This window comes from Bacteroides sp. NSJ-39 (assembly GCF_014287315.1).
Taxonomy (GTDB): domain Bacteria; phylum Bacteroidota; class Bacteroidia; order Bacteroidales; family Bacteroidaceae; genus Bacteroides; species Bacteroides finegoldii.
The window spans coordinates 61,920-85,644 of sequence record NZ_JACOOB010000005.1 but is presented as its reverse complement, the minus strand read 5'-3'; the positions used below and the strand labels follow the sequence as shown (position 1 = coordinate 85,644).

Genomic DNA, 23,725 nt, shown 5'->3' with positions numbered 1-23,725 from the left:
AAAAAGTGAGTGCTAGAGATTGTAAATAAGTGAGTATTTGTAGCTTTGATATGATTAGGAGTAGCATATTGAAAGTTATAAATTTCATTTGCTGAATTACCATAAATGGGGAATGGTAAGTAAAAAAATCATCATTTTAAGGTATTGCAACCGAAAAAATATGTGACTAATTTTGCGTTATAAAATAAAGAATTATGTTCTGACCTATGCAAACAACGAAGGATTATATACGTAAGCTATTGCTGGAAACAGCGCAGAAAGCTTTTTTCGAAAAGGGCTTCAAGTCGGTGTCTATGCGTGAGATTTCTAAGTTGTCGGGCATTGGTCTGAGCAATATATACAATTACTATCCCTGTAAGGACGATTTACTGGTTGATGTGTTGCGTCCTCTTTTGGCTGCTATGTACAGGATGCTGGAAGATCACAACCGACCGGAGAATTTCTCCCTTGACATATTTATCTCAGATGAATATCATCGTGCATCTTTGCAGGAGCTTATGGGCATTATAACTCGTTACCGAAGTGAATTAAATTTGCTGTTTTTCTCTACGCAGCATTCTCGCCTCAAAGATTATTTGGAAGAGTGGATTGAGAAGAGTGCCACAATAGGGATGGAATATATGGAAAAGATGAGAAGACTCCATCCGGAACTACATACCGATATTTCTCCGTTCTTCATGCACTTCACCTGCTCTTGGTGGATTAATATGATGAAAGAGGTGGTGCAACATAAGGAACTTTCCTGCGAAGAGATAGAGTGTTTCATCAGTGAGTATATTCGCTTTAGCACGGGAGGATGGAAGAAACTCATGAATGTAAAGAATGAAAGATGAAGGCAGAACTATTGAAACATCCTGTCTGTCAAGAGATAACTAATCAAAACATCCGTTTCTCGTCTTGTCTGCAATGCAAGCCTTGCGGAAATGATTGTACGATTGTAAACAATCGAATCTCTTTTGTATTTGATTCCGAGACAATAGGCATCAGCTACCTTCTGCTCGACTCCACACCTATAGCCTGCATGGACAGATGCTGCAATCTTGTCAGGCAGCGTTTCGTTTGATGCAGGAGTTGGAACGCCGAGTCATTCCAGAAGAATCACTAAATAATAATCAGCATATGAGTATCATCAACATCATCAGCAACGACGAATTAACACTCGTACAAGGAGTCAACGGGCTTTTCTTCTGCGAGGAGTCATGGGTTACGCAAAGCAGGGCAGTCTCCCGTATCGGAAAGGTTTTGCCCAAAGAAATTATTGGGACGAAAGATCAAAGTACCAACATCGTACATCCGCAGACTGACCGAACTAAACTTAGTTGCCAAAAGCATGAAACGTCTTATTTCTAAATCTAACTGTTTCTCCTACCGAGCGAGCCGCCTGCAAAGAGCGGCTCGCTTTGCTTCTGAACAAAACAAACTTTTGTTCTCTTTTGACGCACTAACTTCCAATCCATCATAGCCATGTCTCAACCAGTACTTATAGCATTTTTCCTAACATCGTTTGCCGGTATATCCACAGGGATAGGCAGTGCGATTGCATTTTTTGCTAAGCGCACCAATACTTCATTCCTTTCTCTTTCATTGGGATTTTCAACAGCAGTAATGATTTATATGTCTTTCGCCAATCTGTTTGCCTCTTCTTTGCAGACTCTTGCCAATATACATGGCAAGGACGACGGAACTCTTCATTCCACACTTTCTTTTTTCGGGGGAATCGTATTGATTCTACTTATTGATAAGCTAATTCCTCACTACGAAAATCCACACGAAATGCATCGGGTGGAAGAAATGAGCTTAAAGGAAGAACGAAAGACTGAAATAAAGCCTCAATTATTACGCGTCGATGTAGTGACAGCCTTGGTGCTGGCAATACACAATTTCCCGGAAGGTATGGTTACGTTTCTTGCAGCATTGAAGGATATAAACATTGCTATACCTATTGCCTGTGCCATCGCCATACATAATATACCCGAAGGCATTTCCGTCTCCGTTCCGATCTATTATGCTACAGGTAATCGTAAACGGGCCTTTTGGCTTTCATTTCTATCGGGATTGGCCGAGCCGGTAGGAGCCGTCATCGGCTATCTTATCTTGGCACCATTCCTCAATGACCATGTTTTCGGCGTTATTTTCGGGATGATTGCCGGTATCATGGTATTTATCTCGCTTGATGAGTTACTACCCGCTGCCGAAGAATACGGTAAGCACCATCATACTATCTATGGTTTGGTAGCAGGCATGGCGGTTATGGCACTCAACCTGCTGATGTTGTGTTAGCAAGACTAAGTAATATAAAAAACATAAGTAAAAAAAAGAAAGAATATGAACACTTCTCACTCCTGCCGTTGTCACGTGCATGATGCCCACAAAGAGCATTCTTGTGTCCACGCACATTGTCACCATTATCATATGTAGCCCCAAAGTGGAAAGCTATTTCTCGTCACGCTGCTGAATGTGTTGAAATGAATGAACTTACCAATAACAAACGATATGAAAATAGAAAGAATCAATGACTGGTTTGCCCGTCAGGGCAGATGGATGGTACAAAAACGATGGCTTGTACTAAGCTTGTTTATCCTCGTCTTCGCCATAGGATTTACAGGGTTAAGATATTTCAAGGTGAGTGCTTCGTGGGAAAACTACTTCCTCGAAGACGACCCGATGCTTGTCAAGACCAAAGAATTCAAGGATATATTCGGCAATGACAATTTTGCCGCCGTACTGACCCAATGCGACAATTCGTTTATGAAAGAGAACTTAGAGCTCATCCGCGAACTCACGAACGAAATGATGGATAGCATTTCATACGCCGACAAAATCACTTCGCTCACTGACATCGAATTTATGGTAGGGAATGAAGAAGGAATGACTATCGAGCAGATAGTGCCTGACCTTATTCCCACTGATGCGGCAAGTCTGGAAACGATACGTCGCAAAGCCTATATGAAGCCACATATTGCCGAGCGGCTTGTCTCCAAAGATGGTACGCTCTCGTGGATTATTCTCAAGTTGCGTACCTTTCCTAAAGATTCAGTGTGGAATAAAGGTAAGAATGCCGTTTCTCCTGAAGTGCTAACGGGGAATGAGCTGGAGCATATCATCACTAAAGACAAATACCAAAAGCTCCATCCCAAAGGCACAGGCTTGCCCTACGTTACCGCCATGAAGATGAAATGGATTGGCAAAGAGATGCCCCGTGTGATGGGCATTGCCGCACTCGTTTCCATTCTTATTTTGTTACTCATAACACGCTCCCTACGGGGCGTTGTCGTTCCACTTATCACGGCGGCAGGCTCAATTGTGATTGTGTATGGACTGTTGGGATATGTCGGCATGACGATAGACAGCGGTATGATGATGATACCTATGCTGTTGGCGTTTGCCGTCTCGATAGCCTATAACATACATATCTTTTCCTATTTCAAACGGCAATTCCTTCTACACGGAGAACGTCGACGAGCCGTAGAAGAGACCGTGGGTGAAATGGGCTGGCCTGTGTTGTTCAGTGCACTCACCACCTTTGCCGCCCTGCTGTCGTTTCTCGCTATTCCGATGCAGCCCATGCGGTTCATTGGTATCGCTACCTCCTCGTGCGTGATGCTGGCTTTCTTCATTGCCATTACACTGATGCCCGTGCTGTTGAGTTTTGGCAAGAACGGCAAACCTCATCCCAAAGTGCAGGAAACCGGCGGACGGTGGCTCGACCATCAACTGGGGCGTTTGGGAGAAAGCGTACTCCGGCATGGCACATTGATCCTATGGATTGCAGGGCTGCTTACCGCAGCACTCATTTATCAATTCACCAAGATAGAGACCGCCTTTGACATAGAACGCACCATGGGACGTAAAATAGCCTATGTAAACAATCTGCTGGAAGTAGGTGAAAGCGAACTGGGATCCATCTACACCTACGACGTCATGATAGACCTGCTCGAAGACGGCTTGACAAAATCGCCGGCAATGCTTGTACGCTTAGACTCTCTGGCACAAAAGGCCGAAGGCTATAAGCTAACCAAGCGAACGACTACAGTGCTGAATATCCTAAAAGACCTGAATCAAACCCTGCACGAAGGAGATGCGGCTTATTATCGTATTCCGACGAATCCGGAAGAGGTGGCACAACTGCTGCTCCTTTACGAGAATGCAGGCGGTAGCGAAGCGGAATATTGGATCGATTACGACTATCGACGTTTGCGCCTGATGGTGGAGATCAGCAGTTTTGACTCCGGCGAGGTAGAACGAGAGTTGAACGATATTGCAGCCAATGCCGCCAGGCTCTTCCCCGAAGCTTCTGTCACTACAGTGGGTAGTATTCCGCAATTTACCGTGATGATGCAGTACGTGGCTCGCGGGCAGATGGTTTCATTTGCCATCTCTCTCCTTATTATCGGCATCCTAATGATGTTGGTCTTTGGCAGTGTACGCATCGGGCTTATCGGTTTGATACCCAATATCACTCCGGCTTTGGTGGTCGGCGGACTGATGGGATGGCTGGGCTACCCGTTGGATATGATGACCGCAACCATTATGCCGATGATCCTCGGTTTGGCTGTCGACGACACCATTCACTTCATCAACCACGGGCATTTGGAGTTCGACCGTCGAGGTAATTATCGGGATGCCATTCTCCGCTCGTTCCGTACGATCGGGACACCAATCATTCTGACCAGTGTCGTGATATGTGCGAACTTCGCTATTTACATGACTTCCGAAGGCCTCTCTTTTATACACATGGGTCTGCTCTCCGTAGCGGGTATCGTATCGGCACTCGTGGCCGACCTCTGCGTTACACCCGTGTTATTCCAAAAGTTCCGGTTATTCGGGAAAGAGATAGAAACCAATGAAACAATCAATTAATATGAATACATTAAAGAAACTTCAATTTTACATGGGCAAACGCAAGGTGCTTATGCCCATAGCCCTGACACTGTCGGGATTAAGCGGTCTGCTCTCGCTTATGCCGTTCATCTTCATTTGGCTTATCGTACGCTCGCTACTATTGACTGGCAGCGTTGCCTCAGGAATCCCTATCAACGTCTATGCATGGTGGGCGGTAGGCACAGCCGTTGCCGGCCTTGTCATTTACTTTGCCGGGCTGATGCTTTTGCACTTAGCGGCGTTCCGGGTAGAAACCAATATGCGACGTACGGCTATGAGAAAAATCATGCAGATGCCGCTTGGCTTCTTCGACCGGAATACCAGCGGACAGATGCGTAAGATTATTGATGAAAATGCTTCTGAAACCCACACGTTTGTCGCACATCTCTTGCCCGACCTGGCGGGGAGTTTTATAGCCCCGCTGTCGGTTATAATATTGATCTTCGTCTTCAACTGGCAACTTGGTCTGGCGTGCCTGATCCCCCTCACGGCGGCTGTCTTCATCATGACACGGATGAATACAACTGCTCAGAAGGCGTTCCAAAATGAATACCTCGGAGCACAAGAGCATATGAGCAGCGAAGCGGTGGAATACGTACGTGGTATTTCGGTGGTGAAAGTGTTCCAGCAAACGATATTCTCTTTCAAACGTTTTTACGACAGCATCATCGCCTACCGGGATTTAGTTACCAAATACACGCTGGGTTGGCAAAAGCCGATGTCACTCTACACGGTGGCCATCAATAGCTTTGCTTTCCTACTTGTCCCCGTAGTCATATTGCTTATCGGCAACAAAAGCGAAAACATTGCCCCCATCATCACCGATATGTTCCTGTATGTGCTGATTACTCCGGTGATAGCAACCAATGTGATGAAAGTGATGTATCTGCAACAAGATATGTTTCTGGCAGATCAAGCCATAAGCCGGGTGGAAAACCTGACGAGTAGCGAACCACTCCCAATAGCCGAAAATCCGGAGAAAATCACCGCTTGCGATGTGACATTCGAGAACGTTTCGTTTGCCTATCCCAATGCCGGTCAAAATGCCGTAGACGGTATCAGCTTCCACCTCCCCGAAGGGAAGACTTTTGCCCTTGTGGGGCAATCGGGAGGAGGGAAGACCACCATTGCCCAACTCATTCCCCGCTTTTGGGACGTATCAGCAGGTAGTGTGACGATTGGCGGAATAAATGTGAAAAACATTGCCAAAGACAACCTGATGAACCACATCGCTTTCGTCTTCCAGAATACAAAACTCTTCAAGACCTCTTTGCTGGAGAACATCAAATACGGTAATCCGGCAGCGAGTGATGAAGCCGTGCAACGTGCCATAGACCTTTCCCAAAGTCGGGAGATCATCGACCGGCTACCCAACGGATTGAACACGAAGATAGGAGTAGATGGAACATTCCTTTCGGGAGGGGAACAGCAACGCATTGTCTTGGCCCGGGCCATCTTGAAAGATGCGCCGATTGTTGTCCTGGACGAAGCAACAGCTTTTGCCGACCCCGAAAACGAACACCTGATACAAAAAGCCCTGCACGAGCTGAGAAAAGGAAAGACAGTGTTGATGATCGCCCATCATCTGACTAGCGTACAGGATGCCGACAAGATACTGGTGATAGCACAAGGCAAGATTGCCGAAGAAGGCACACACAGCGAGTTGATAGCCCGAAACGGCATCTATAACAGCATGTGGAATGAATATCAACGAACCGTGACATGGACGGTATAAACCTCAGGAGACAACATTATGAATATTAGTAAATATTTTCAACACAGATTCACCTTATCGGAAGACGGGGCAAAGACCTTTATAAAAGGGGTTATAGCTTCTCTTTTTCTCAACCTGGCACTGATGCTGCCGGTAATCTTCATCTTTCTGTTCATCACCGATTACCTGCACCCTGTTATCCAAGCCGGGAACAGCACGACGCACGGGCTCTGGTACTACGTGCTGACGGCTCTCTGTTTTATGACGGTACTCTTTGTGATTGCGATGATACAGTACAAGAGCACCTACACGAAAATCTATACCGAGAGTGCCAACCGTCGTATTGGCATTGCCGAGAAGCTGCGTAAATTGCCTTTGGCTTTCTTCGGAGAAAAGAATCTTTCGGATCTCACCGCTACGATGATGGAGGATTGTAACATGTTGGAAACCCTCTTCTCTCACACAGTTCCACAACTCTTCGCCTCTGTCATCAGCATTATCTTGATTGCCACCGGGATGTTCTTCTACAACTGGCAACTGGCCCTTGCTCTCTTTGGGGTCGTACCGGTAGCGACAACGGTCATCTTCTTAGGAAAAAGGCTTATGGATAAAGCTAATAAGGAGTACTATCACGTAAGGCGTGATACGACCGAGCAGATACAGGAAGGGCTTGAAGCGGCGCAGGAGATTAAATCGTACAACGGAGAGGCAGCCTATTGCGACCGTTTAGACAAACAGCTCGAGATATATGAAGCCACTCTGCAGCGAGGCGAATTTCTCGGAGCGGGGCTTGTGGGCAGTGCACAGTCTATCCTGAAACTTGGTTTGGCAAGCGTTATCATTGCGGGAGCTTATTTACTTGGTTTGGGCAGCATCGACATGTTCACTTACTTGGTCTTCCTGCTCGTTGTAGCCAGCATCTACAACCCCATCATGGACGTGTTCAACCATATGGCGACACTGATACTACTCGATGTGCGTATCGACCGCATACGTGAGATGAACGACATGCCCGCACAGCAAGGCGATGAGGATTGCACGGTAGAGGGTTACGACATCTGTTTTGACAAGGTCGATTTTGCTTACGAGACAAGCAAGCAGGTGCTGCGCAACGTCTCTTTCACTGCCAAGCAAGGCAAAGTAACGGCACTTGTGGGACCTTCGGGGGGAGGCAAAAGCACTTCGGCAAAATTAGCTGCCCGCTTTTGGGATATTCATGGCGGAAAGATCACACTTGGCGGACGGGACATCTCAAAAATAGATCCCGAAATGCTCTTGAAAAACTATGCCGTAGTCTTTCAGGACGTGTTGCTTTTCAACGCTTCCGTCATGGACAACATCAAAATCGGGAAGAAAGACGCTACCGAGGAAGAGGTGAAAGCGGTAGCACGTCTTGCCCGTTGCGATGAGTTCATCGCCCGGCTGCCCAACGGTTACGACACCTTGATAGGCGAAAACGGAGAATCGCTATCGGGAGGCGAACGCCAACGCATATCCATTGCCCGTGCGCTTCTCAAAGATGCTCCTGTCATCCTCTTGGACGAAGCAACGGCAAGTCTGGACGTAGAGAACGAAACGTTGATACAGGCCGGTATATCGGAGTTGATCAAGAACAAGACCGTCGTCATCATCGCACACCGTATGCGCACCGTTGCCAACGCTCATCATATCGTGGTGCTGAAAGACGGAACCGTCGCAGAACAAGGAGCACCCGACGAACTGCTTGCCCGAAACGGCGAATTTGCCCGCATGGTAGCACGGCAGAAGGAGACCGGAATATAAATCGAATCAATCAGAATCAATTATAAAGAAAAAGGACAAATGAAGAGATCAATCGCAGTAGTAGCCATGCTTGTGGTGGGGTTCGCTGCCACAACATGCGCACAAACGGGCAGAGAGATTGCCCAAAAGGTAAAAGACCGTCCCGACGGCGATACCCGTCGGTCTGAAATGGTTATGACGTTAATCAACAAACGCGGAGCGGTGCGCGAACGCAAGCTCATTTCCTACTCCATCGATGTGGGCAAAGAAAAGAAAGACCGCAAGAGCATCATGTTCTTCCAATATCCCGGCGATGTAAAGGGGACGGGCTTCTTGACGTGGGATTATGATGAGCTAAACAAGGACGATGACAAATGGCTCTATCTGCCCGCCATAAAGAAAACGCGCCGTATCAGCGGTTCGTCTGCCAAGCAAGACTACTTTATGGGTAGCGACTTTACCTACGACGACATGGGCAGCCGCAACGTGGACGAGGATACGCACACGCTCCTGGGCGAAGAAACCGTCGACGGACAGAAGTGCTGGAAACTGGAATCCTTGCCTAAGGACAAGCGTGATATTTACTCCAGGAAAACGGCCCTGATACGTCAGGACTGTCTGATACCTGTCAGGGTGGAATATTACGACAAGATGGGCAAGCTGCACCGTCGTCTCGAGATGTCGGATATTGCCAAGGTAGAGGGCTTCTGGGTAGCCCGGAAGATGCACATGACCAACGTGCAAACCGAGCATCAGACGGTTCTCGAAATCAAGAATCCGACGTACAACATTCCCATGGAGGAGAGCAAGTTTAACGTGACCACGTTAGAGAAAGGCAGGTTCTGATGAAAGCGTTCAATCGTCTTTCCGCGGGGCTTTGCCTCTCGGTCTTTCTGTTTTGCCCCGTGCATGGAGTTTGGGGACAAGGAGCGGGCGAATCGTCGTGGCAGCTCAAAGGCCTTGTCGACACCTACCACGCCTTCCGCTCCGAAAAGCCGAACGATTGGATGTCTTCCCGTACCCGACTCAGGGGCGAGGTCGGCAAAAACTTCGCAGGCTCTTCGCTCTTCGTCTCGTTCAACGCTACCTACAACGCCTTGCTGAAAGAGCGCACCGGCTTTGAACTGCGGGAAGCATACCTTGACCATCGGCAGGAGCACTGGGGCTTTCGTCTCGGGCGACAACTTGTCATCTGGGGTGCGGCCGACGGCGTACGTATCACCGACCTCGTCTCACCCATGGATATGACCGAGTTCTTGGCGCAAGACTACGACGACATCCGCATGCCCGTCAATGCCCTGCGGTTCTTCGTCTTCAACGACAAGATAAAGCTCGAACTGCTTGCCGTTCCCACTTTCGAAGGATACAAGCTGCCCACCGATGCCGCCAATCCGTGGAGCGTGTTGCCTAAAGAAACACCCCGGTCCCTTGTCTGGGACGCGGAGGGAAGCCGCCCCGAGCTACGCCTCTCCAACGTAGAATACGGGGGCAGGCTCTCTTTCGCCCTGCCGGGGGTAGACTTCTCGCTTGCCGCGCTGCATACGTGGAACAAGATGCCCGTCATCGAGTACAAACCATCGGGCTCCCAACTTACGGTTTCGCCCCGATACTACCGCATGGGATTCGTCGGAGGCGATGTCTCAAAGCCCTTGGGACAGTTCGTGCTGCGCGGCGAAGCGGCCTTCAACCTCGGGAAGCATTTCAGCTACATACAGCAAGCCGCCTCCACCCCTCAAAAAGGATTCAACACCATCAATTGGTTGGTGGGGGCCGACTGGTATGCCCCTCATGAATGGACAGTGATGGCTCAGTTCTCTTCCGAGAGTATTTTCAAGTACGAAAGCTACGTCGCACAGCCCCGCCATAATTCGCTCCTTACGCTCTGCGTGTCGAAGAAGTTACTGGACAGCAACTTACAGCTTTCCGACTTCACCTATTTCGACCTCAACCACAAGGGCTGGTTCAGCCGTTTCACGGCTGACTATGCCCTGAACGACCACATCCACCTCTTGGCAGGCTACGACTGGTTCGGAGGAAGCGAGGGTATGTTCGGCCCGTATAAGCACAATTCGGAAGTATGGGCAAAGGCTAAATACTGCTTTTGAGATCCACACCATTTTAATAACCATAAACAAAATTTGAAAAGATTATGAAGAAGACATACGACAGCAGTTAAAGAGAATGCGGACTTAAGCAATCGGAATCGTTTAAGTTAAACGGTGAAAGACGTTCCAATGGAGCGATCAAAGCCGTTTACTGAAGCTGTTTAAGTAGAACAGCAAAATTATTCAAAGTATAACCATCAAAAACATCAAAAGTCATGTTACTATACAACGTAAAAAAAGAAGAGATGCGCATCGGTAAACACAAGGGCAAAACCATGTATTACGCCTCTCCCATTGCACAAGACAAGATTACCACCAAGCAGCTAGAGGATCGGATTGTCAATGCCACAGCCCTGAGCCGTGCCGACGTGCGGTCAGCCATCACCGCCTTGGCGAAAATCGTACGTGAAGAGATGCTCAGCGGCAGAACCGTTGACCTGGCCAACCTCGGGTCATTTAAGGTTGTATCCAACGGGAAACGCGTGGAAACGGAAAAAGCCGTTACCGCCGAAACTCTCAAAACACCACGCATTCAGTTTTTTCCCAAACTCGAAATGCGCAATCAGGCAAAAAACGTACAGCATGTGGTGATACGTGAAAGCGAGGCCGGATCGGCTAAACCGAGTCCGAATCCCGGAGATTTGCCCGAAGCACCCGATTCTGCTCTTTAATATTCATAACAAGAAACAATGAAGCAGCAAGTATTATTTTTCTTTTTCACGCTGATGCTCACAGGTATCAGCGTGTCCGCCCAAACAGGTGGAGGACGGATTGCAGGCGTGGTCATCGACAATGCAGGCGAAGAACCACTGCCCGGCGCAACCATCTTCATCGAAGAGCTGAAAAAGGGCATTGTGACAGACGGGCATGGCGAGTTCTTACTTTCCGATGTTCCCGCAGCCACTTATACGCTTACTGTAAGGTTTATAGGCTACCACACGCAAACCCGCAAGCTCACGGTGGGTAAAGAGAGAGGGAAAAAAATCATCATCCGCCTGAAAGCCGAAGCAAAATCGTTGGACGAGGTGGTAGTGATGGGTAAGAGCGAAGCCCGTAAGTTACGGGAGCAGGCCATGCCCATATCCGTTATCAGCATGAACCAGATACAAGGAACGGTTAACAATGTACAAGACATTCTGGCAAAAACTGCCGGAATCACCGTGCGTGCCACGGGTGGAACGGGCAGTACCTCTCGCATATCGGTGCGCGGACTGGAAGGCAAACGCATCGGGCTTTTCATTGACGGGAATCCGATGAACGACAATTCCGATTTTATCGACATCAATGATATTCCGGTCGAAATGATCGACCGCATCGAGATATACAAAGGAGTTGTCCCTGCCAAGTTCGGAGGTTCTGCCGTAGGTGGTGCGGTCAATATTGTCATCAAAGAGTATCCGCCTAAATATTTGGACGTGAACTATTCTTACGGCAGTTTCAATACGCACAATGCATCCGTTGTGAGCAAGATGAACATTGCCCCAAAAGGAATCGAGTTCGGGCTGGGAGGTTTTTATACCTATGCCGACAACGACTACAAGATGAAGTCTCCTTTTCAAGAGGGGCTTACTATAACCCGCGATCACGACAAGTTTAAAAAAACAGTCATCGGCGGTAGCTTTAAGGCACGGAAGTGGTGGTTTGACTTGGTGGAGTTTGAACCCGTTTTCATACATACTTACAAAGATATACAGGGGATAGAATCGAACATCCGGCATGCACACAGCCATTCCAACGCCTTTATTTTCGCCAATAAGATGGAGAAAGAAAACTTCCTCTTAGACGGCCTGGACTTGGACTGGCAGCTGGGGTATATCTATACCGACTATCATTTTGCCGATACCGCCTCGCACCGCACACATTGGGATGGAACGCATTATCCGGCAGTTTCCGAATTCGGCGGCGAAATCGGCAAATGGGCTTCATTATTGACGAATGAAAAGCATCAATTGCAGCACAAATTGAATCTCAACTATCTTGTCAATGAGAACCATTCGGTAAACTTCAACTCTTTGCTGAAATACGCTCATGCCAACCCTCGTGATGGGATGAAGGACAAGGTCATAGGTTATCGTACCGACTTTCCAAGCAATATGTTCAGTTGGGTGGCAGGCTTGAATTACGACTATCGCACCTCGAACGATAAGTTCCTTAACTCTTTCAACGTCAAGTATTACTACTACTCGATGAAAACGCGGATGGCAAGTGTCCTGGTAAAGACAGCAGAGGATATAGACACACACAAGAATGATTTCGGCATCAGCAATGCACTTCGCTACCGCATCACACCCAGTCTGATGGCAAAAGCTTCGTTCGGATATGATGTAAGGCTTCCATCGGAAGAGGAACTGTTGGGTGATGGATACGTGATAGCTCCTGCCGGCAATCTCACTCCCGAACGCAATATAAGTGTCAACATAGGAATGTTATTCGATTTAACTGGAAAAGCCTCCTCTAACTTACAGATTGAACTGAACGGATACTATATGCATCTCAAAGACATGATTCGCTTTACGGGCGGATTCTTGCAGTCGCAGTATCAGAACTTCGGCGAGATGCGGACTCTTGGTATGGAAGCAGAGGTGAAAGCCGACATGACACGGTGGCTCTATGGCTATGTGAACGCCACTTACCAAGATCTGCGAGATGTGCGTAAGTATGAACAAAATACAACTGTTGCCAACCCTACCAAAGGTAGCCGTATGCCCAATATACCCTATCTGATGGCAAACGCAGGATTGGAGTTTCACAAAGAAAATCTGTTCGGAGGCAGCGGGATGAATACGCGCATATTCACCGATGCTTCATTTGTGGAAGAATATCTGTACGACTTCGAACAAAGCCAATTCCAGCAGCATCGCATACCTCGAGCCCTCTCGTGCAATATAGGCTTTGAGCAAAGCTTTGGCAATGGGCGCTACTTCATTATGGGAAAAATAAACAACCTGACCGATACAAAAATGATCAGCGAGTTTAACCGTCCTTTACCCGGACGTAGCTTCACTATCAGATTCAGATACGTATTTAAGTAACAAATTAACAATCATTAAACAAAAAAAGAAATGAAAAAGAATGTATTTTTTGTAGCAGCGATATTCGCTGCATTGTGCCTTAACTCATGTGACAAGAATGATCCGGACAATCCTATTGCAGGAGGTTCGGGAAAGATTCTCCTAACAACAGCCCTACCCAATGCAACAGGTATGGATGGAACGGTTTATATGCAACTCATTGATGAGCCTGTATTAGGCAAGACGATGGCTACCAATAACAACAATGGTATAAATGTTCCCTTTGGCAGTTCTTATCCTATGATAATAGGTCAGGAAGTCTATGTCTTCCCAAGCTATCATTTGACAATGGACAAAAACGAACTGATTAAATACCGTCGCACGAATGGAATTTTACAAAGAGAGGGAAGCTTGCAATTGCCTGCCAATAACAGTGCCAACAATCTTGTCAAACTATCTTCCACAAAAGCCTATCTATCGCTTGCCGGACTAGGACTGATTTACATATTTAATCCCGAAACGATGCAGAAGACAGGAGAGATCAACCTGACCTCTTTGGGTATTCAAGATAATAATCCGGACATCGGAATCATGATTGAGCGTGACGGATATGTGTTTGCTGGTCTAAGCCAGATGGTGGGAGGTTGGACAAGCCCTGAGAATTACAAACAAGCAGATGTAGCCGTCATTGACACCAAGACGGACAAGTTGGTCAAGATGATTTCAGAGAAAACCAGTGGTTTTTCTCAAGCCACACGTCCGATCGACCCCAAGTCTTTATTCATGGATGAAAAAGGCGATATATACATTTCTTGTCTCGGGAACTTCGGAATGGTGGCAGGTCATAAGGCCGGCATACTTCGGATTAAGAAAGGAGAAACAGACTTTGATCCAACATACCATTGGACGATAACCGGAGCTTCTATCGAAGGAGAAGAGAAAGTAGCTGGTTTTGCCGCTTCAATTTGTTATGCAGCCAATGGCAAAGCCTACGGATACATTGATATTCCCGGTTATTACAAACCAGGAGAAACGGGACATGGCGCTATAGCGAGCCGAGCTGTAGTCTTTGATTTATACAATCAGAAGATGAAGAAAATAGAAGGATTGGATTTGTCCAATGGCTATGGCGTGTTAGTGTCTAAATATAAAGACGGTTTGGCAATCGCCAATGCTTCAACGACAACAAAAGGCATCTATTATCTCAATCCTCAGACAGATAAGATTAATCCTATTCCTATGATAACCACCATAGGAAATCCCATGGCTATAGAGTGGTTCGGCAACTAAACTTATAACGCGAGTTCGGGATAGCCTCCTTCCAAAAATAAAGAGGGTGTCCGACTGATGAAGTGACCCCAAAAATTTGGACTGGTTAAACACTATCCAGTTATAGAAAGAGTTCGGTATTGTACTGGACTCTTTCCTTTTAACCGGGACTTAATTCTTTTATTATTATAATAATCTATATATCCTTCCAAAGCCTTTGTGAAGTCTTCCGGAGACTCGAACTTTTCAGCGTATAGAAGTTCAGATTTCATAATTCTGAAAAAATTCTCCATCATAGAGTTGTCCAGACAGTTTCCCTTTCTCGACATACTTTGAATTATATGATGCTCTTCAAGCCTTTTCCGATATCCGAAGTGTTGGTATTGCTAACCTTGATCAGAATGAAGTACGAGTCCGTCAAGGTTATCACACTTATCAAATGCTTTATCGAGCATGTCATATACTTGTTCAAGATGAAGTGCACCCTCTTACATTTTATTTTTTTAGGAATATCCCCAAATAACTTGATGTCTGCTTTAACGATAGAACCTGTTAGGTGTTTGCAGCGGACATCACCATAACCCATTGCCATTACCACTACTTCTTGCAGTTGTTGTGAGCCCTCTCTTAAGTTGATGAAAAACTTCCGCTAATTGTTTACCGGAACTTCTTGTGTTTGATAACCAATGAATGAAATGACCAAGGTTTCTTCGGAAGATACATTGGCTAATGCAGTCGGTGATACAACCGTTGCTGGTACCTTTTACGAAGACTGACGCACCGGTAACCAGACCGAAATCATCATTCACGGTACCGGAAATGCTTAGCTAGAAATAGCTTGTGAGCTGATTCTATTTTAAAATATAAATGTTAGTTTTATGTTAGATAATTCCGGATACTTTAATCTTAAGAATTTGATTATAATACATATATAAATTTATTTGTTAGATTTAAAGTTTTTTTTTATAACTGTAAAATACAGATTTAGCCTTATATTTACAATATGATATTATTGATTTTATCTAGTAAAAAAGCTTTTGCATTATAAGGACATTCAATTCTTCTTCCAGAATTGTAGTATATGTTTTATAATCATACCAATAAGATAAAAAAGATAATGGTCAAAATAAAGCTCTCAAAACAAAATACTTGTTGTTCAATTATCTTATAATAGTAAAAATGAATTTGTTGATTCCGCAAAAGAGTTTGTATCAGATGTTGAGGTTTCAACAATATTAAATATTACTTTTATTTATAGTAACTAATTTGCATTAATATGAGAAAGGTATTTATTCTTTTGTTTATTTCTTTAGCATTGTTATCCTGTCAAAAAGAGGAAAACAATAGAAAAACAGAGTATCAAGTATTAACAAGTAAGGACGCATCCAAACCGTTTAGCTGTCTTGGAGAGAAACGTATTATTACGATTACGATTATAAAAAAAACATTAATAGATGATGTTTTAAGTTCAGAGGTTCCGATTATTCCCAGGGATGTTTCGGTAGAATTTGATAAAACTCTTTTTTCTGATATAGAAACAAAAGTGGAGGGCGATCAGGTAGTATTAAATATAACCTCAAATATTAATAAAGAAGATAAAATTTTGAATGCTGATTTACAGATTTCTTACTCTACTATTAATGGCATAAAAGTAGAAAAAATTCCACTAATTATAGATAAAGGAAAGTTGACATTTGTGTATAAAATCCATTCGGAACAGAATCCTTTTATTCTACCAGCTGAAGGTGGTAGATTTGAGTCACCTTTTACTTGTAAAAAACAGACATATTTGAATGGCCAGTTTATAGAGGAAACTTATTCATCATTAAACGGATTGAGATTTAAAACGATAAGTAGTGGTAATGTCTGGTTCCTTACAGTCAGAAAAGACGGAGAAAAAATTGGTTTTTACAAATTTTCTTTTGTGGGAGAAGGACCATATAACCAAAAAACAGATCCAGAGTGCTATTTTAACATATATACCCATGATGCAGATTTAATTACAGATAATCCTACAGAAATATTCAGACAAGATTTTATACAACCCCAGACCCCGGGTGAGGATTATTATAAACCTTCCCGGTCCTCTTATAAACATGGCACTTTTGACTTTTAACGTATTCAGTATTAACCTTAATTATATTAATTATAAAACAGTATACACGTTTGTTGATTTTGACAATTATGTTTTTAACTTCATATTTCGATGACAGAGAAGTAATGAAACAAGAATCTTCGCCACCATCTTTAGTAAAAAAAACTCGGCTTATCGTAACTAGTGTATATTCACTACTTTCTATATACTAATGCACTTCTTAATGTAGGTTATGTAGTAATTCATTATTTGAAAGCTGATAAAATATTTTTTTTTGAATATTTTATCAGCTTTGTATATTGCATAATATGATATAAATGAGATTTATTTTTGCTGCCTCTTGGCACGCAGCATTTCTGCCGCCTTCATTTCCGTCCAACGCTCGAAGTCCTCCACCTCTTTCCTTATTTTCCGTATCAGTTTCCTGTCCCTGTTCCACTCGAAGCAGTTCTCCAGTATGTCAAGCACCTTAGCGTCCATTCCCCCGTCACAGACAGCTTCCCCAACAAAACCCGTTAAATCATTGTGTTAATATATATTTCATGTATCTTTGCGGCATAGATATCTGTTGTGAAACAGGAATCTGCTTATATTATTCTTGCTTGTGACAAGCCGGAATCTTATAACTTAGTACAAAATAAAAAAATAAAAGAGGAGAGCTTCCGTTCTATGGAGCTCCTCTCACTTTTTATCTCTAGTGCCCGACTGCCTTTTATCTTTCTACTTTCCCAAAAGGAGTATCCTTCCCGCCAGCATACAGCACAGCGAAAACAGTATAGCCACTAAATTCTTCTCATTTGTGCAACCCCTTCTGTATTCATCTTCCAACCTTGTATATCGCTACCGAGATAGAAAATGGACAGATGCACAGCTGGTACGTCAATTATCAATACCAATATATACCAGTTCATACGTTCTCCCCAATAAAAAGATCCCCTAATTTATTTCTAGTTCACAGTCCAAATTTATACTTTCCTGTAAAATACAGGATATAGTCAAGTCTTCAAAGTTTTTCCCCTAAAGACACAGAAATATTACAAAAATCAATTATCACATTATATCTTATTTCTGATGATACAAAAGGAGATGGCAATCTATTTTTTAATTCTTTAGATGACATAAAGAATGCCTTTAAAATTAATTATTCAGAATCTAATTTGGGACTTCCTATTTTTTGTAAGGGATATTACAAAAAACAATTCCGTTTTTACTTTAACTATAAGTTCTGGTAGGGACCATCCAAACATGTTACCAGACCAACAAGACCAAGGGGAAGAGTTTAGAAGGATGTATTACAGCTACTAAAGATGATAAATGCCAAAACCAAATTCATTGCAATTGGAATTGGGGTAACAGTTATTTTTTATTTTTAGTTCAATCAAGCCGGGAAGAATGATTAATAATAAAAGAATCAAGTCTTTAAAGGAAGATATCAATAAATAACTCTTGCAACATGCAGTTTCTTTCTGGCTGAATTTGCGACTCTGGAGCTATATTCTGAGGAACGGTTTGGCGGCGGAATATGCCGTTAAACCGTCCGGTTTTCGTTAAACGAAAACACAACTTGCTGTCCCCTCTACGGGGACAACGTTTTTAAGTAGAACTGTAGATTGCCCCGACTGGTGCCTCCCTCCCGATGGCAACCTCTCCCGATTTCGGTCTGCTTCTTCAGGAAAGTTGGCGTTTTTTACCAATATTCCGGAGGCGGAATAGGCTGTAGCTTCCTGTAATAGTAGAGCATTCTACGATTATCCGACACATCAGATGGCTTCTTTTTCGTGATAATTGAATATTCAGAGAACTGAATATTTTGATAATCGGATAATCCGAATACTATTATATCTGTAGTCTCTTGGAATGTTACACAGTGACAACTGAATAATTGGCGTTTTGGATATTGCTATATTTGTATAATGGATAAGCAATTATAAAAGGCTACAATTATAATAGGCTGTTATTATACATTCCCCATCAGAGAGAAAGTTCCTTGAGCCTGCTGCCGTCCAGCCGGTGAACGGATACCGTACCGTCACAGTAAATAGCGAATGTTGGCATGTTCCCGTCCTTCGGGAAAGTGATGGAGCCGGTATTGCAGACCGCTGTATGCTCAGTCCGTTCAAGTTTCCACCGGTGGGTGTGACCATAAAAAAGACAATCGAACCTTCCCTTCGGCAGTCTGTCCTCATTGTAGATATGTCCGTGGGTGAGAAAGAAACGTTTTCCATTATCCACCAACAGGGTGTAATCGGACAGGATGGGAAAGTCCAGCAGCATCTGGTCCACCTCCGAATCACAGTTTCCACGGATGGCGACAATCTCACCGGCCATCGCATTGAGACGTTCTGCGATCCCTTTCGGGTCAAGTCCTTGAGGTATCCCGTTCCGGGGACCATAATTCAGGATATCTCCCAAAATACAAAGCATTCCGCATTGCTGCTCCCTGTAAAATGCCAGCACTTGTTCCAGTGCCGGTAACGAGCCATGTATGTCGGACACAATCAGGTATTTCATCATAATCTATTCGTTACGGGTTAAGTTTTCAATGCACAAAAATAAGCATAATTATCTAATCTCCCTAACCGGGGAAACGATGAGAAAAAAAGACAGGTTCCCTGAACTGTAGATTGCTGTATTGCTGTCCTTGTAGATTGCTGCAATGTTATAATCGGATACATAAAATAAGGGTATTTAGCCTTAGCTAAACTAAGCTAACAGTCTGACAATAAGGCTTCTAATACTATGACATGTGGGTTTATTATGCTACCTTAGTGGTATAATAATAAAGGATAAAAAGCTATGAACGAACAAGTTAGAAATATCTTAGAACAGAGTACCACCAAGACGAGCAAGATTGAGCAGCTGCTCCGTCTAGGCCTGATGCGCAGGGAAATTGCCGATTTGGTGACACGTGGCAACTATGGTTTTGTATATAATGTTGAGAAGAAAATGCTTGAAAGAGAAGGTGGAGTCTTGCTGAACAGGGCAGCAACCACCCTGATGGATTACACCTTCACCCACAAGTTCGGTATTGAGATTGAAGCCTATAACTGTAATATGGAAAGACTGGCACGCGAATTGAGGGAGGCCGGTATCCATGTTGCCGTTGAGGGTTATAACCACACGACCAAGGATCATTGGAAGCTGGTGACGGACAGCAGCCTGCAGGGAAATAATACTTTCGAGCTGGTCAGCCCGATACTGGTGGGTGAGAATGGCCTGAAAGAGCTGGAAACGGTATGCTGGGTGCTTGACATCTGTAATGCAAAAGTGAATGACAGTTGCGGGTTCCATGTCCATATGGATGCGGCTGGTTTCAATCTGGACACCTGGAAGAATCTGACTTTGACCTACAAGCATCTCGAACACCTGATTGATGCCTTTATGCCAAGGACACGCCGGAACAATACCTACTGCAAAACCCTCTCCGGTGTTTCCGACGAGAGAATCAAATCGGTAAGGACGATAGACGGCCTGCGGGAGGTCTTTAATAATGACCGATACCACAAGGTCAATTTTGAGGCTTATTCTAGGCACCGGACCGTTGAGTTCCGCCAGCATTCCGGTACGACCAATTTCACAAAGATGGAGAATTGGATCCGGTTCTTGAACGGATTAATTACCTTTGCGAAAAGATCCAGCCTTCCCAGCCGGATGACATTGGAGGAGTTACCCTTCCTGGACGGGAAACAGAAATTATTTTTTAAACTTAGAACTAAAAAGTTAGCGGTATGATACAGACTTATCATTTGCTGGATGGCGGTCAGATAACCGCCGCCAGCCCGGAAGAGTTCGTCCGGCTGCTCCGTGAGGGGAGCCGGTTCGACTATGATTGCACGGATCAGGAGTATATGGAGAACTTTGCCCGGCGTTACGGGGAGCTGCATGGCGTGTCAGTTGCCACCGATACCCCTGAACATTTCCTGACGGACTTGCAAGCCGCCGGTTACGTCCGGTAACCGGTATCGCTCCTTTATTATTAGTCCCTGCTTCAAAGATGAGGCAGGGATTTTTCTTTTTTCATTGCAACCTTTCCTGTCTGCCTGACGGCGTTTCCTCCTGTCAATTCCTGACTATCCATGACTATCCGTGACAGGGTATTTCATCTTTTCCCGGCATTCCTTTCTTTTGCAGTGTAGAACGATATACAATTATAAGCATTACAGTTTTACAGCATTATATTTTTATCTGATTATATAAAGAAAGCGTATGAAAAAAGAACCGTTATTAATTGCCTTTGCCAGCCAGAAAGGAGGAGTCGGAAAGTCTGCCTTCACAGTTCTGGTGGCCAGTATCCTTCACTACCAGAAAGGTTTGAAGGTGGGTGTCGTGGATTGCGACTCCCCCCAGCACAGCATCTCCCGGATGCGTGACCGGGACATAGAAAGCGTGCAGGAAAGTGATTTTCTCAAAGTGGTCCTCTACCGGCAGCATGAACAAATCCGGAAACGTTCCTATCCGGTAATCAAAAGCAATCCGGAGAAAGCGATAGAAGACCTGTACCGCTACATCGAAGAGCAGGATGCCGTCTTTGATGTCGTACTGTTCGACCTTCCGGGAACCCTCCGCAGCGAAGGGGTTGTCCATACCATTTCCGCAATAGATTACATTTTCATCCCCCTAAAGGCCGATAATGTCGTCATGCAGAGTTCCCTCCAGTTTGCCGAGGTGGTGGAGGAAGAACTGATTGCCAGGCACAACTGTAACCTGAAAGGCATCTATCTTTTCTGGAACATGGTCGACAAGCGTGAACGGACAGAAAGCTACGAGTCCTGGAACCGTGTCATACAAAAAGCGGAGTTACACCTGCTGGAGTCACGGATACCGGATACCAAACGCTATAACAAGGAGTTGAGCTCCCTGAAGAACAGTATCTTCCGTTCCACACTGTTCCCTCCCGACAACCGCCAGATAAAAGGTTCGGGTCTCTGTGAACTGATAGAGGAGTTATGTGCCGTAACACATCTGGATGCCTCCCATACCTTATAATAAAAGGAATTATGGACAGCGGAAAAAAGAAATTTGACCCTCGGAGCATTGATGAGAAGGCCATATTGGATATTGTCGCCAGGAAAGGGACGATACGACCGGACTCCCCTGCAACGAGTGTATCCCCTAAGCCGGAGGATACGGCAGAGGAGATTGCCGGGAGTAGCGAAGCTCCGGTCTTTACCACCGGGGAAATCGACGCTTACAGGGCATCCTTCCTGAATACGGTCAGGACCAAATCCCGTAAATCATTGCATATCGATGCCGACCTGCATCGCCGCATCTCTTCCTTGGTATGGGCGGTGGGACGTGGCGAGGTGACCGTAGCCGGTTTTGTAAACCAGGTGCTGGCACATCATTTCGAAGAGAACGGCGGATTGATAAACGCTGTGCTGGAGAAGTATTACCAATCACTAAAATCATAAGGACATGGAATACCTTTTTATTATCCTGTTCATCTATGCCTCTTACCTGAGCATTGAAAAGTATGTGCATACAGGCAGCATTTTCACATGGAGAGGCAGAAAGGACAAGAAGGAACGTCGGACTGCACCTGCCGCCATCCATCCGGCAATTGCTCCGTCTCAGGCGGGAATAATAGGCAAAAGCCGATACCAAATGCGACATTCACTGACAATAGATGACAATAGCGGACAGCCTGAATCAGGCATAGAAAAGAGTGATACCTTTACTCCCGAAAAGAAAACAGAGCCGGTTCTCCGAGTACACGAACCCCTTGATAAGAATACGAAATTCCCGGAAGTTCCGGCTCTTTTTCAAAAACTGAATTATCCTGAAATTGATTATATGCAGGAGCCCTCTCCTTCTTCCGGTGAAGAAAAAGAGGAGATTCCCGAACGCTACGAGATTACGGGATACGTACAGCGGAGCAATCCCCACCGGGCAACCGGTGTCACCTTTGACGATATGGATATGATTGAGAAAGCAATGGCATCGGACGAACTTACGGAAGCGGAACAGGAACAGGCCCGGCAGACTTTCCAAAAGCTGGAAGGCACGAACATGGAAAGGGTACTGCAGGCGAGCGTCTTGGGAAGCAGCGATAAACTGAAACGCTATATGCGTTTGTATGTAGACCGGGGTGAACCCCATTTATTGACTGGAAAGAATAGGGACGACATTCTCCGGGAATTTGATATTACGGAGCATGTGCCCCAATAAAATAGAACAAGTAAGGAATATGAGACAGTATTATGATTCCGGTTGATCCGGGTGCAGCGAGTTTTAAAACAGAATGTATAACCTAAAAAGACGAAAAAGCATGATAGATTTCTTTGACTCCGGTTGATCCGGGCAGGACGGGTTCTTGAAACGTAGTGTATAACCTGTTAAAAGGAAGATATAGATATATGAGAGGCTTCTATGATTCCGGTTGATCCTTACCCTTTACCGGAGCGAACATTAAAAGAGTGATTAACCCCTTAAAAACGGAGGTATCTATGATTGGTTACTATGACTCAGGTTGATCCTAAAAAGACATCGTGGTTGCAAGGACAAATCCGCAGGCAGGAAACTTCCTGCGGTTTGTTTGAAACAAGGTTTTTATTCACATTAAAAAATTAGATTGTATATGAAAAGACATTTTAAAAAGACGGTTGCTCTTATCGCATGAATAGCTGTTTCCACCCTGAGTGCCTATGCCGAAGGGGACGGAAGTGCCGGTATAACAAAGGCCACATCCATGCTTACCGGTTATTTTGACCCCGCCACCAAGTTGATATATGCGGCAGGGGCTATTGTGGGGCTGATAGGTGCCATTAAGGTATATTCGAAGTTCAGTAGCGGCGACCCCGACACCGGTAAAACCGCCGGGAGCTGGTTTGGAGCCTGCGTCTTCCTCATCGTCGCGGCGACAGTCCTTCGTTCCTTCTTCCTGTAATAT

Annotated in this window: 23 protein-coding genes; 19 read left to right on the top strand and 4 right to left on the bottom strand. The window is 45.0% G+C overall.

The features are described 5' to 3' along the window. Positions 1–206 precede the first annotated feature (206 nt). From H8S63_RS07610 to H8S63_RS07555, 12 genes are all read left to right on the top strand, one after another. On the top strand, positions 207–833 hold the full coding sequence (locus H8S63_RS07610; RefSeq protein WP_004309917.1) for a TetR/AcrR family transcriptional regulator: 627 nt from the start codon (positions 207–209) through the stop codon (positions 831–833). Continuing rightward, positions 830–1,063, top strand: a complete 234-nt coding sequence (locus H8S63_RS07605) for a hypothetical protein (protein ID WP_004318707.1) — start codon at positions 830–832, stop codon at positions 1,061–1,063. The genes H8S63_RS07610 and H8S63_RS07605 overlap by 4 nt, the downstream gene beginning before the upstream one ends. A gap of 56 nt (positions 1,064–1,119) precedes the next feature. Beyond that, a complete protein-coding gene (locus H8S63_RS07600) occupies positions 1,120–1,350 on the top strand; it encodes a hypothetical protein (RefSeq protein WP_004309916.1) in 231 nt (76 codons plus the stop codon). Positions 1,351–1,464: 114 nt separating this feature from the next. Continuing rightward, positions 1,465–2,280, top strand: a complete 816-nt coding sequence (gene zupT, locus H8S63_RS07595) for a zinc transporter ZupT (protein WP_004309915.1) — start codon at positions 1,465–1,467, stop codon at positions 2,278–2,280. 213 nt (positions 2,281–2,493) lie between these two features. Next, positions 2,494–4,860, top strand: a complete 2,367-nt coding sequence (locus tag H8S63_RS07590; RefSeq protein ID WP_186926365.1) for an RND family transporter — start codon at positions 2,494–2,496, stop codon at positions 4,858–4,860. A 1-nt stretch (position 4,861) separates the two neighbouring features. Beyond that, positions 4,862–6,616 (top strand): ABC transporter ATP-binding protein, encoded by a 1,755-nt coding sequence (locus H8S63_RS07585; RefSeq protein WP_004309913.1) that lies wholly within the window; start codon positions 4,862–4,864, stop codon positions 6,614–6,616. A gap of 18 nt (positions 6,617–6,634) precedes the next feature. Next, positions 6,635–8,377, top strand: a complete 1,743-nt coding sequence (locus H8S63_RS07580) for an ABC transporter ATP-binding protein (RefSeq protein ID WP_004309912.1) — start codon at positions 6,635–6,637, stop codon at positions 8,375–8,377. 39 nt (positions 8,378–8,416) lie between these two features. Beyond that, positions 8,417–9,202, top strand: coding sequence for an outer membrane lipoprotein-sorting protein (locus tag H8S63_RS07575; protein WP_004309911.1), 786 nt, complete (start codon positions 8,417–8,419; stop codon positions 9,200–9,202). Next, on the top strand, positions 9,202–10,461 hold the full coding sequence (locus H8S63_RS07570; RefSeq protein ID WP_004309910.1) for a DUF1302 family protein: 1,260 nt from the start codon (positions 9,202–9,204) through the stop codon (positions 10,459–10,461). The genes H8S63_RS07575 and H8S63_RS07570 overlap by 1 nt, the downstream gene beginning before the upstream one ends. Positions 10,462–10,676: 215 nt before the next feature. Beyond that, positions 10,677–11,132 carry an HU family DNA-binding protein gene (locus tag H8S63_RS07565; RefSeq protein WP_004318713.1) on the top strand — a complete coding sequence of 152 codons (456 nt, stop codon included), beginning with the start codon at positions 10,677–10,679 and terminating at the stop codon, positions 11,130–11,132. 18 nt (positions 11,133–11,150) lie between these two features. Then, positions 11,151–13,493 (top strand): TonB-dependent receptor, encoded by a 2,343-nt coding sequence (locus H8S63_RS07560; protein WP_004309908.1) that lies wholly within the window; start codon positions 11,151–11,153, stop codon positions 13,491–13,493. Between the two features lie 30 nt (positions 13,494–13,523). Continuing rightward, the gene (locus H8S63_RS07555; protein ID WP_004309907.1) at positions 13,524–14,762 is read left to right on the top strand and encodes a DUF5074 domain-containing protein; all 1,239 of its coding nucleotides are present in this window, start codon (positions 13,524–13,526) and stop codon (positions 14,760–14,762) included. Positions 14,763–14,854: 92 nt separating this feature from the next. On the opposite strand, the gene H8S63_RS20310 is transcribed toward H8S63_RS07555, so the two are convergent. Beyond that, entirely contained in the window at positions 14,855–15,034 is a 180-nt protein-coding gene (locus H8S63_RS20310) for an IS3 family transposase (RefSeq protein ID WP_029425493.1), read from the bottom strand. Between the two features lie 983 nt (positions 15,035–16,017). On the opposite strand from H8S63_RS20310, the gene H8S63_RS07545 reads away from it, so the two are divergent. Beyond that, positions 16,018–16,857 (top strand): hypothetical protein, encoded by an 840-nt coding sequence (locus tag H8S63_RS07545; protein WP_004309905.1) that lies wholly within the window; start codon positions 16,018–16,020, stop codon positions 16,855–16,857. A 303-nt stretch (positions 16,858–17,160) separates the two neighbouring features. Here H8S63_RS07545 and H8S63_RS07540 read toward each other — a convergent pair whose 3' ends face one another. The 3 genes from H8S63_RS07540 to yfcE form a co-directional block, all read right to left on the bottom strand. Next, positions 17,161–17,316 carry a hypothetical protein gene (locus H8S63_RS07540; RefSeq protein WP_004309904.1) on the bottom strand — a complete coding sequence of 52 codons (156 nt, stop codon included), beginning with the start codon at positions 17,314–17,316 and terminating at the stop codon, positions 17,161–17,163. A 302-nt stretch (positions 17,317–17,618) separates the two neighbouring features. Beyond that, positions 17,619–17,747 (bottom strand): hypothetical protein, encoded by a 129-nt coding sequence (locus H8S63_RS20005; RefSeq protein ID WP_008019101.1) that lies wholly within the window; start codon positions 17,745–17,747, stop codon positions 17,619–17,621. A gap of 1,060 nt (positions 17,748–18,807) precedes the next feature. Beyond that, the gene (gene yfcE / locus H8S63_RS07535; protein WP_004309903.1) at positions 18,808–19,347 is read right to left on the bottom strand and encodes a phosphodiesterase; all 540 of its coding nucleotides are present in this window, start codon (positions 19,345–19,347) and stop codon (positions 18,808–18,810) included. Positions 19,348–19,632: 285 nt separating this feature from the next. On the opposite strand from yfcE, the gene H8S63_RS07530 reads away from it, so the two are divergent. The 6 genes from H8S63_RS07530 (at position 19,633) to H8S63_RS07505 (ending at position 23,722) form a co-directional block, all read left to right on the top strand. Continuing rightward, positions 19,633–20,568 carry an amidoligase family protein gene (locus tag H8S63_RS07530; RefSeq protein WP_004309902.1) on the top strand — a complete coding sequence of 312 codons (936 nt, stop codon included), beginning with the start codon at positions 19,633–19,635 and terminating at the stop codon, positions 20,566–20,568. After that, positions 20,565–20,792, top strand: coding sequence for a hypothetical protein (locus H8S63_RS07525; protein ID WP_004309901.1), 228 nt, complete (start codon positions 20,565–20,567; stop codon positions 20,790–20,792). The genes H8S63_RS07530 and H8S63_RS07525 overlap by 4 nt, the downstream gene beginning before the upstream one ends. 250 nt (positions 20,793–21,042) lie before the next feature. Beyond that, on the top strand, positions 21,043–21,822 hold the full coding sequence (locus tag H8S63_RS07520; RefSeq protein ID WP_004309900.1) for a ParA family protein: 780 nt from the start codon (positions 21,043–21,045) through the stop codon (positions 21,820–21,822). Positions 21,823–21,833: 11 nt separating this feature from the next. Beyond that, positions 21,834–22,247, top strand: coding sequence for a DUF3408 domain-containing protein (locus H8S63_RS07515; RefSeq protein WP_004309899.1), 414 nt, complete (start codon positions 21,834–21,836; stop codon positions 22,245–22,247). Positions 22,248–22,251: 4 nt separating this feature from the next. After that, positions 22,252–23,004, top strand: coding sequence for a hypothetical protein (locus H8S63_RS07510; RefSeq protein WP_004309898.1), 753 nt, complete (start codon positions 22,252–22,254; stop codon positions 23,002–23,004). A 451-nt stretch (positions 23,005–23,455) separates the two neighbouring features. Next, entirely contained in the window at positions 23,456–23,722 is a 267-nt protein-coding gene (locus tag H8S63_RS07505; RefSeq protein ID WP_029425492.1) for a DUF4134 domain-containing protein, read from the top strand. The last annotated feature ends 3 nt before the right edge of the window (positions 23,723–23,725 follow it).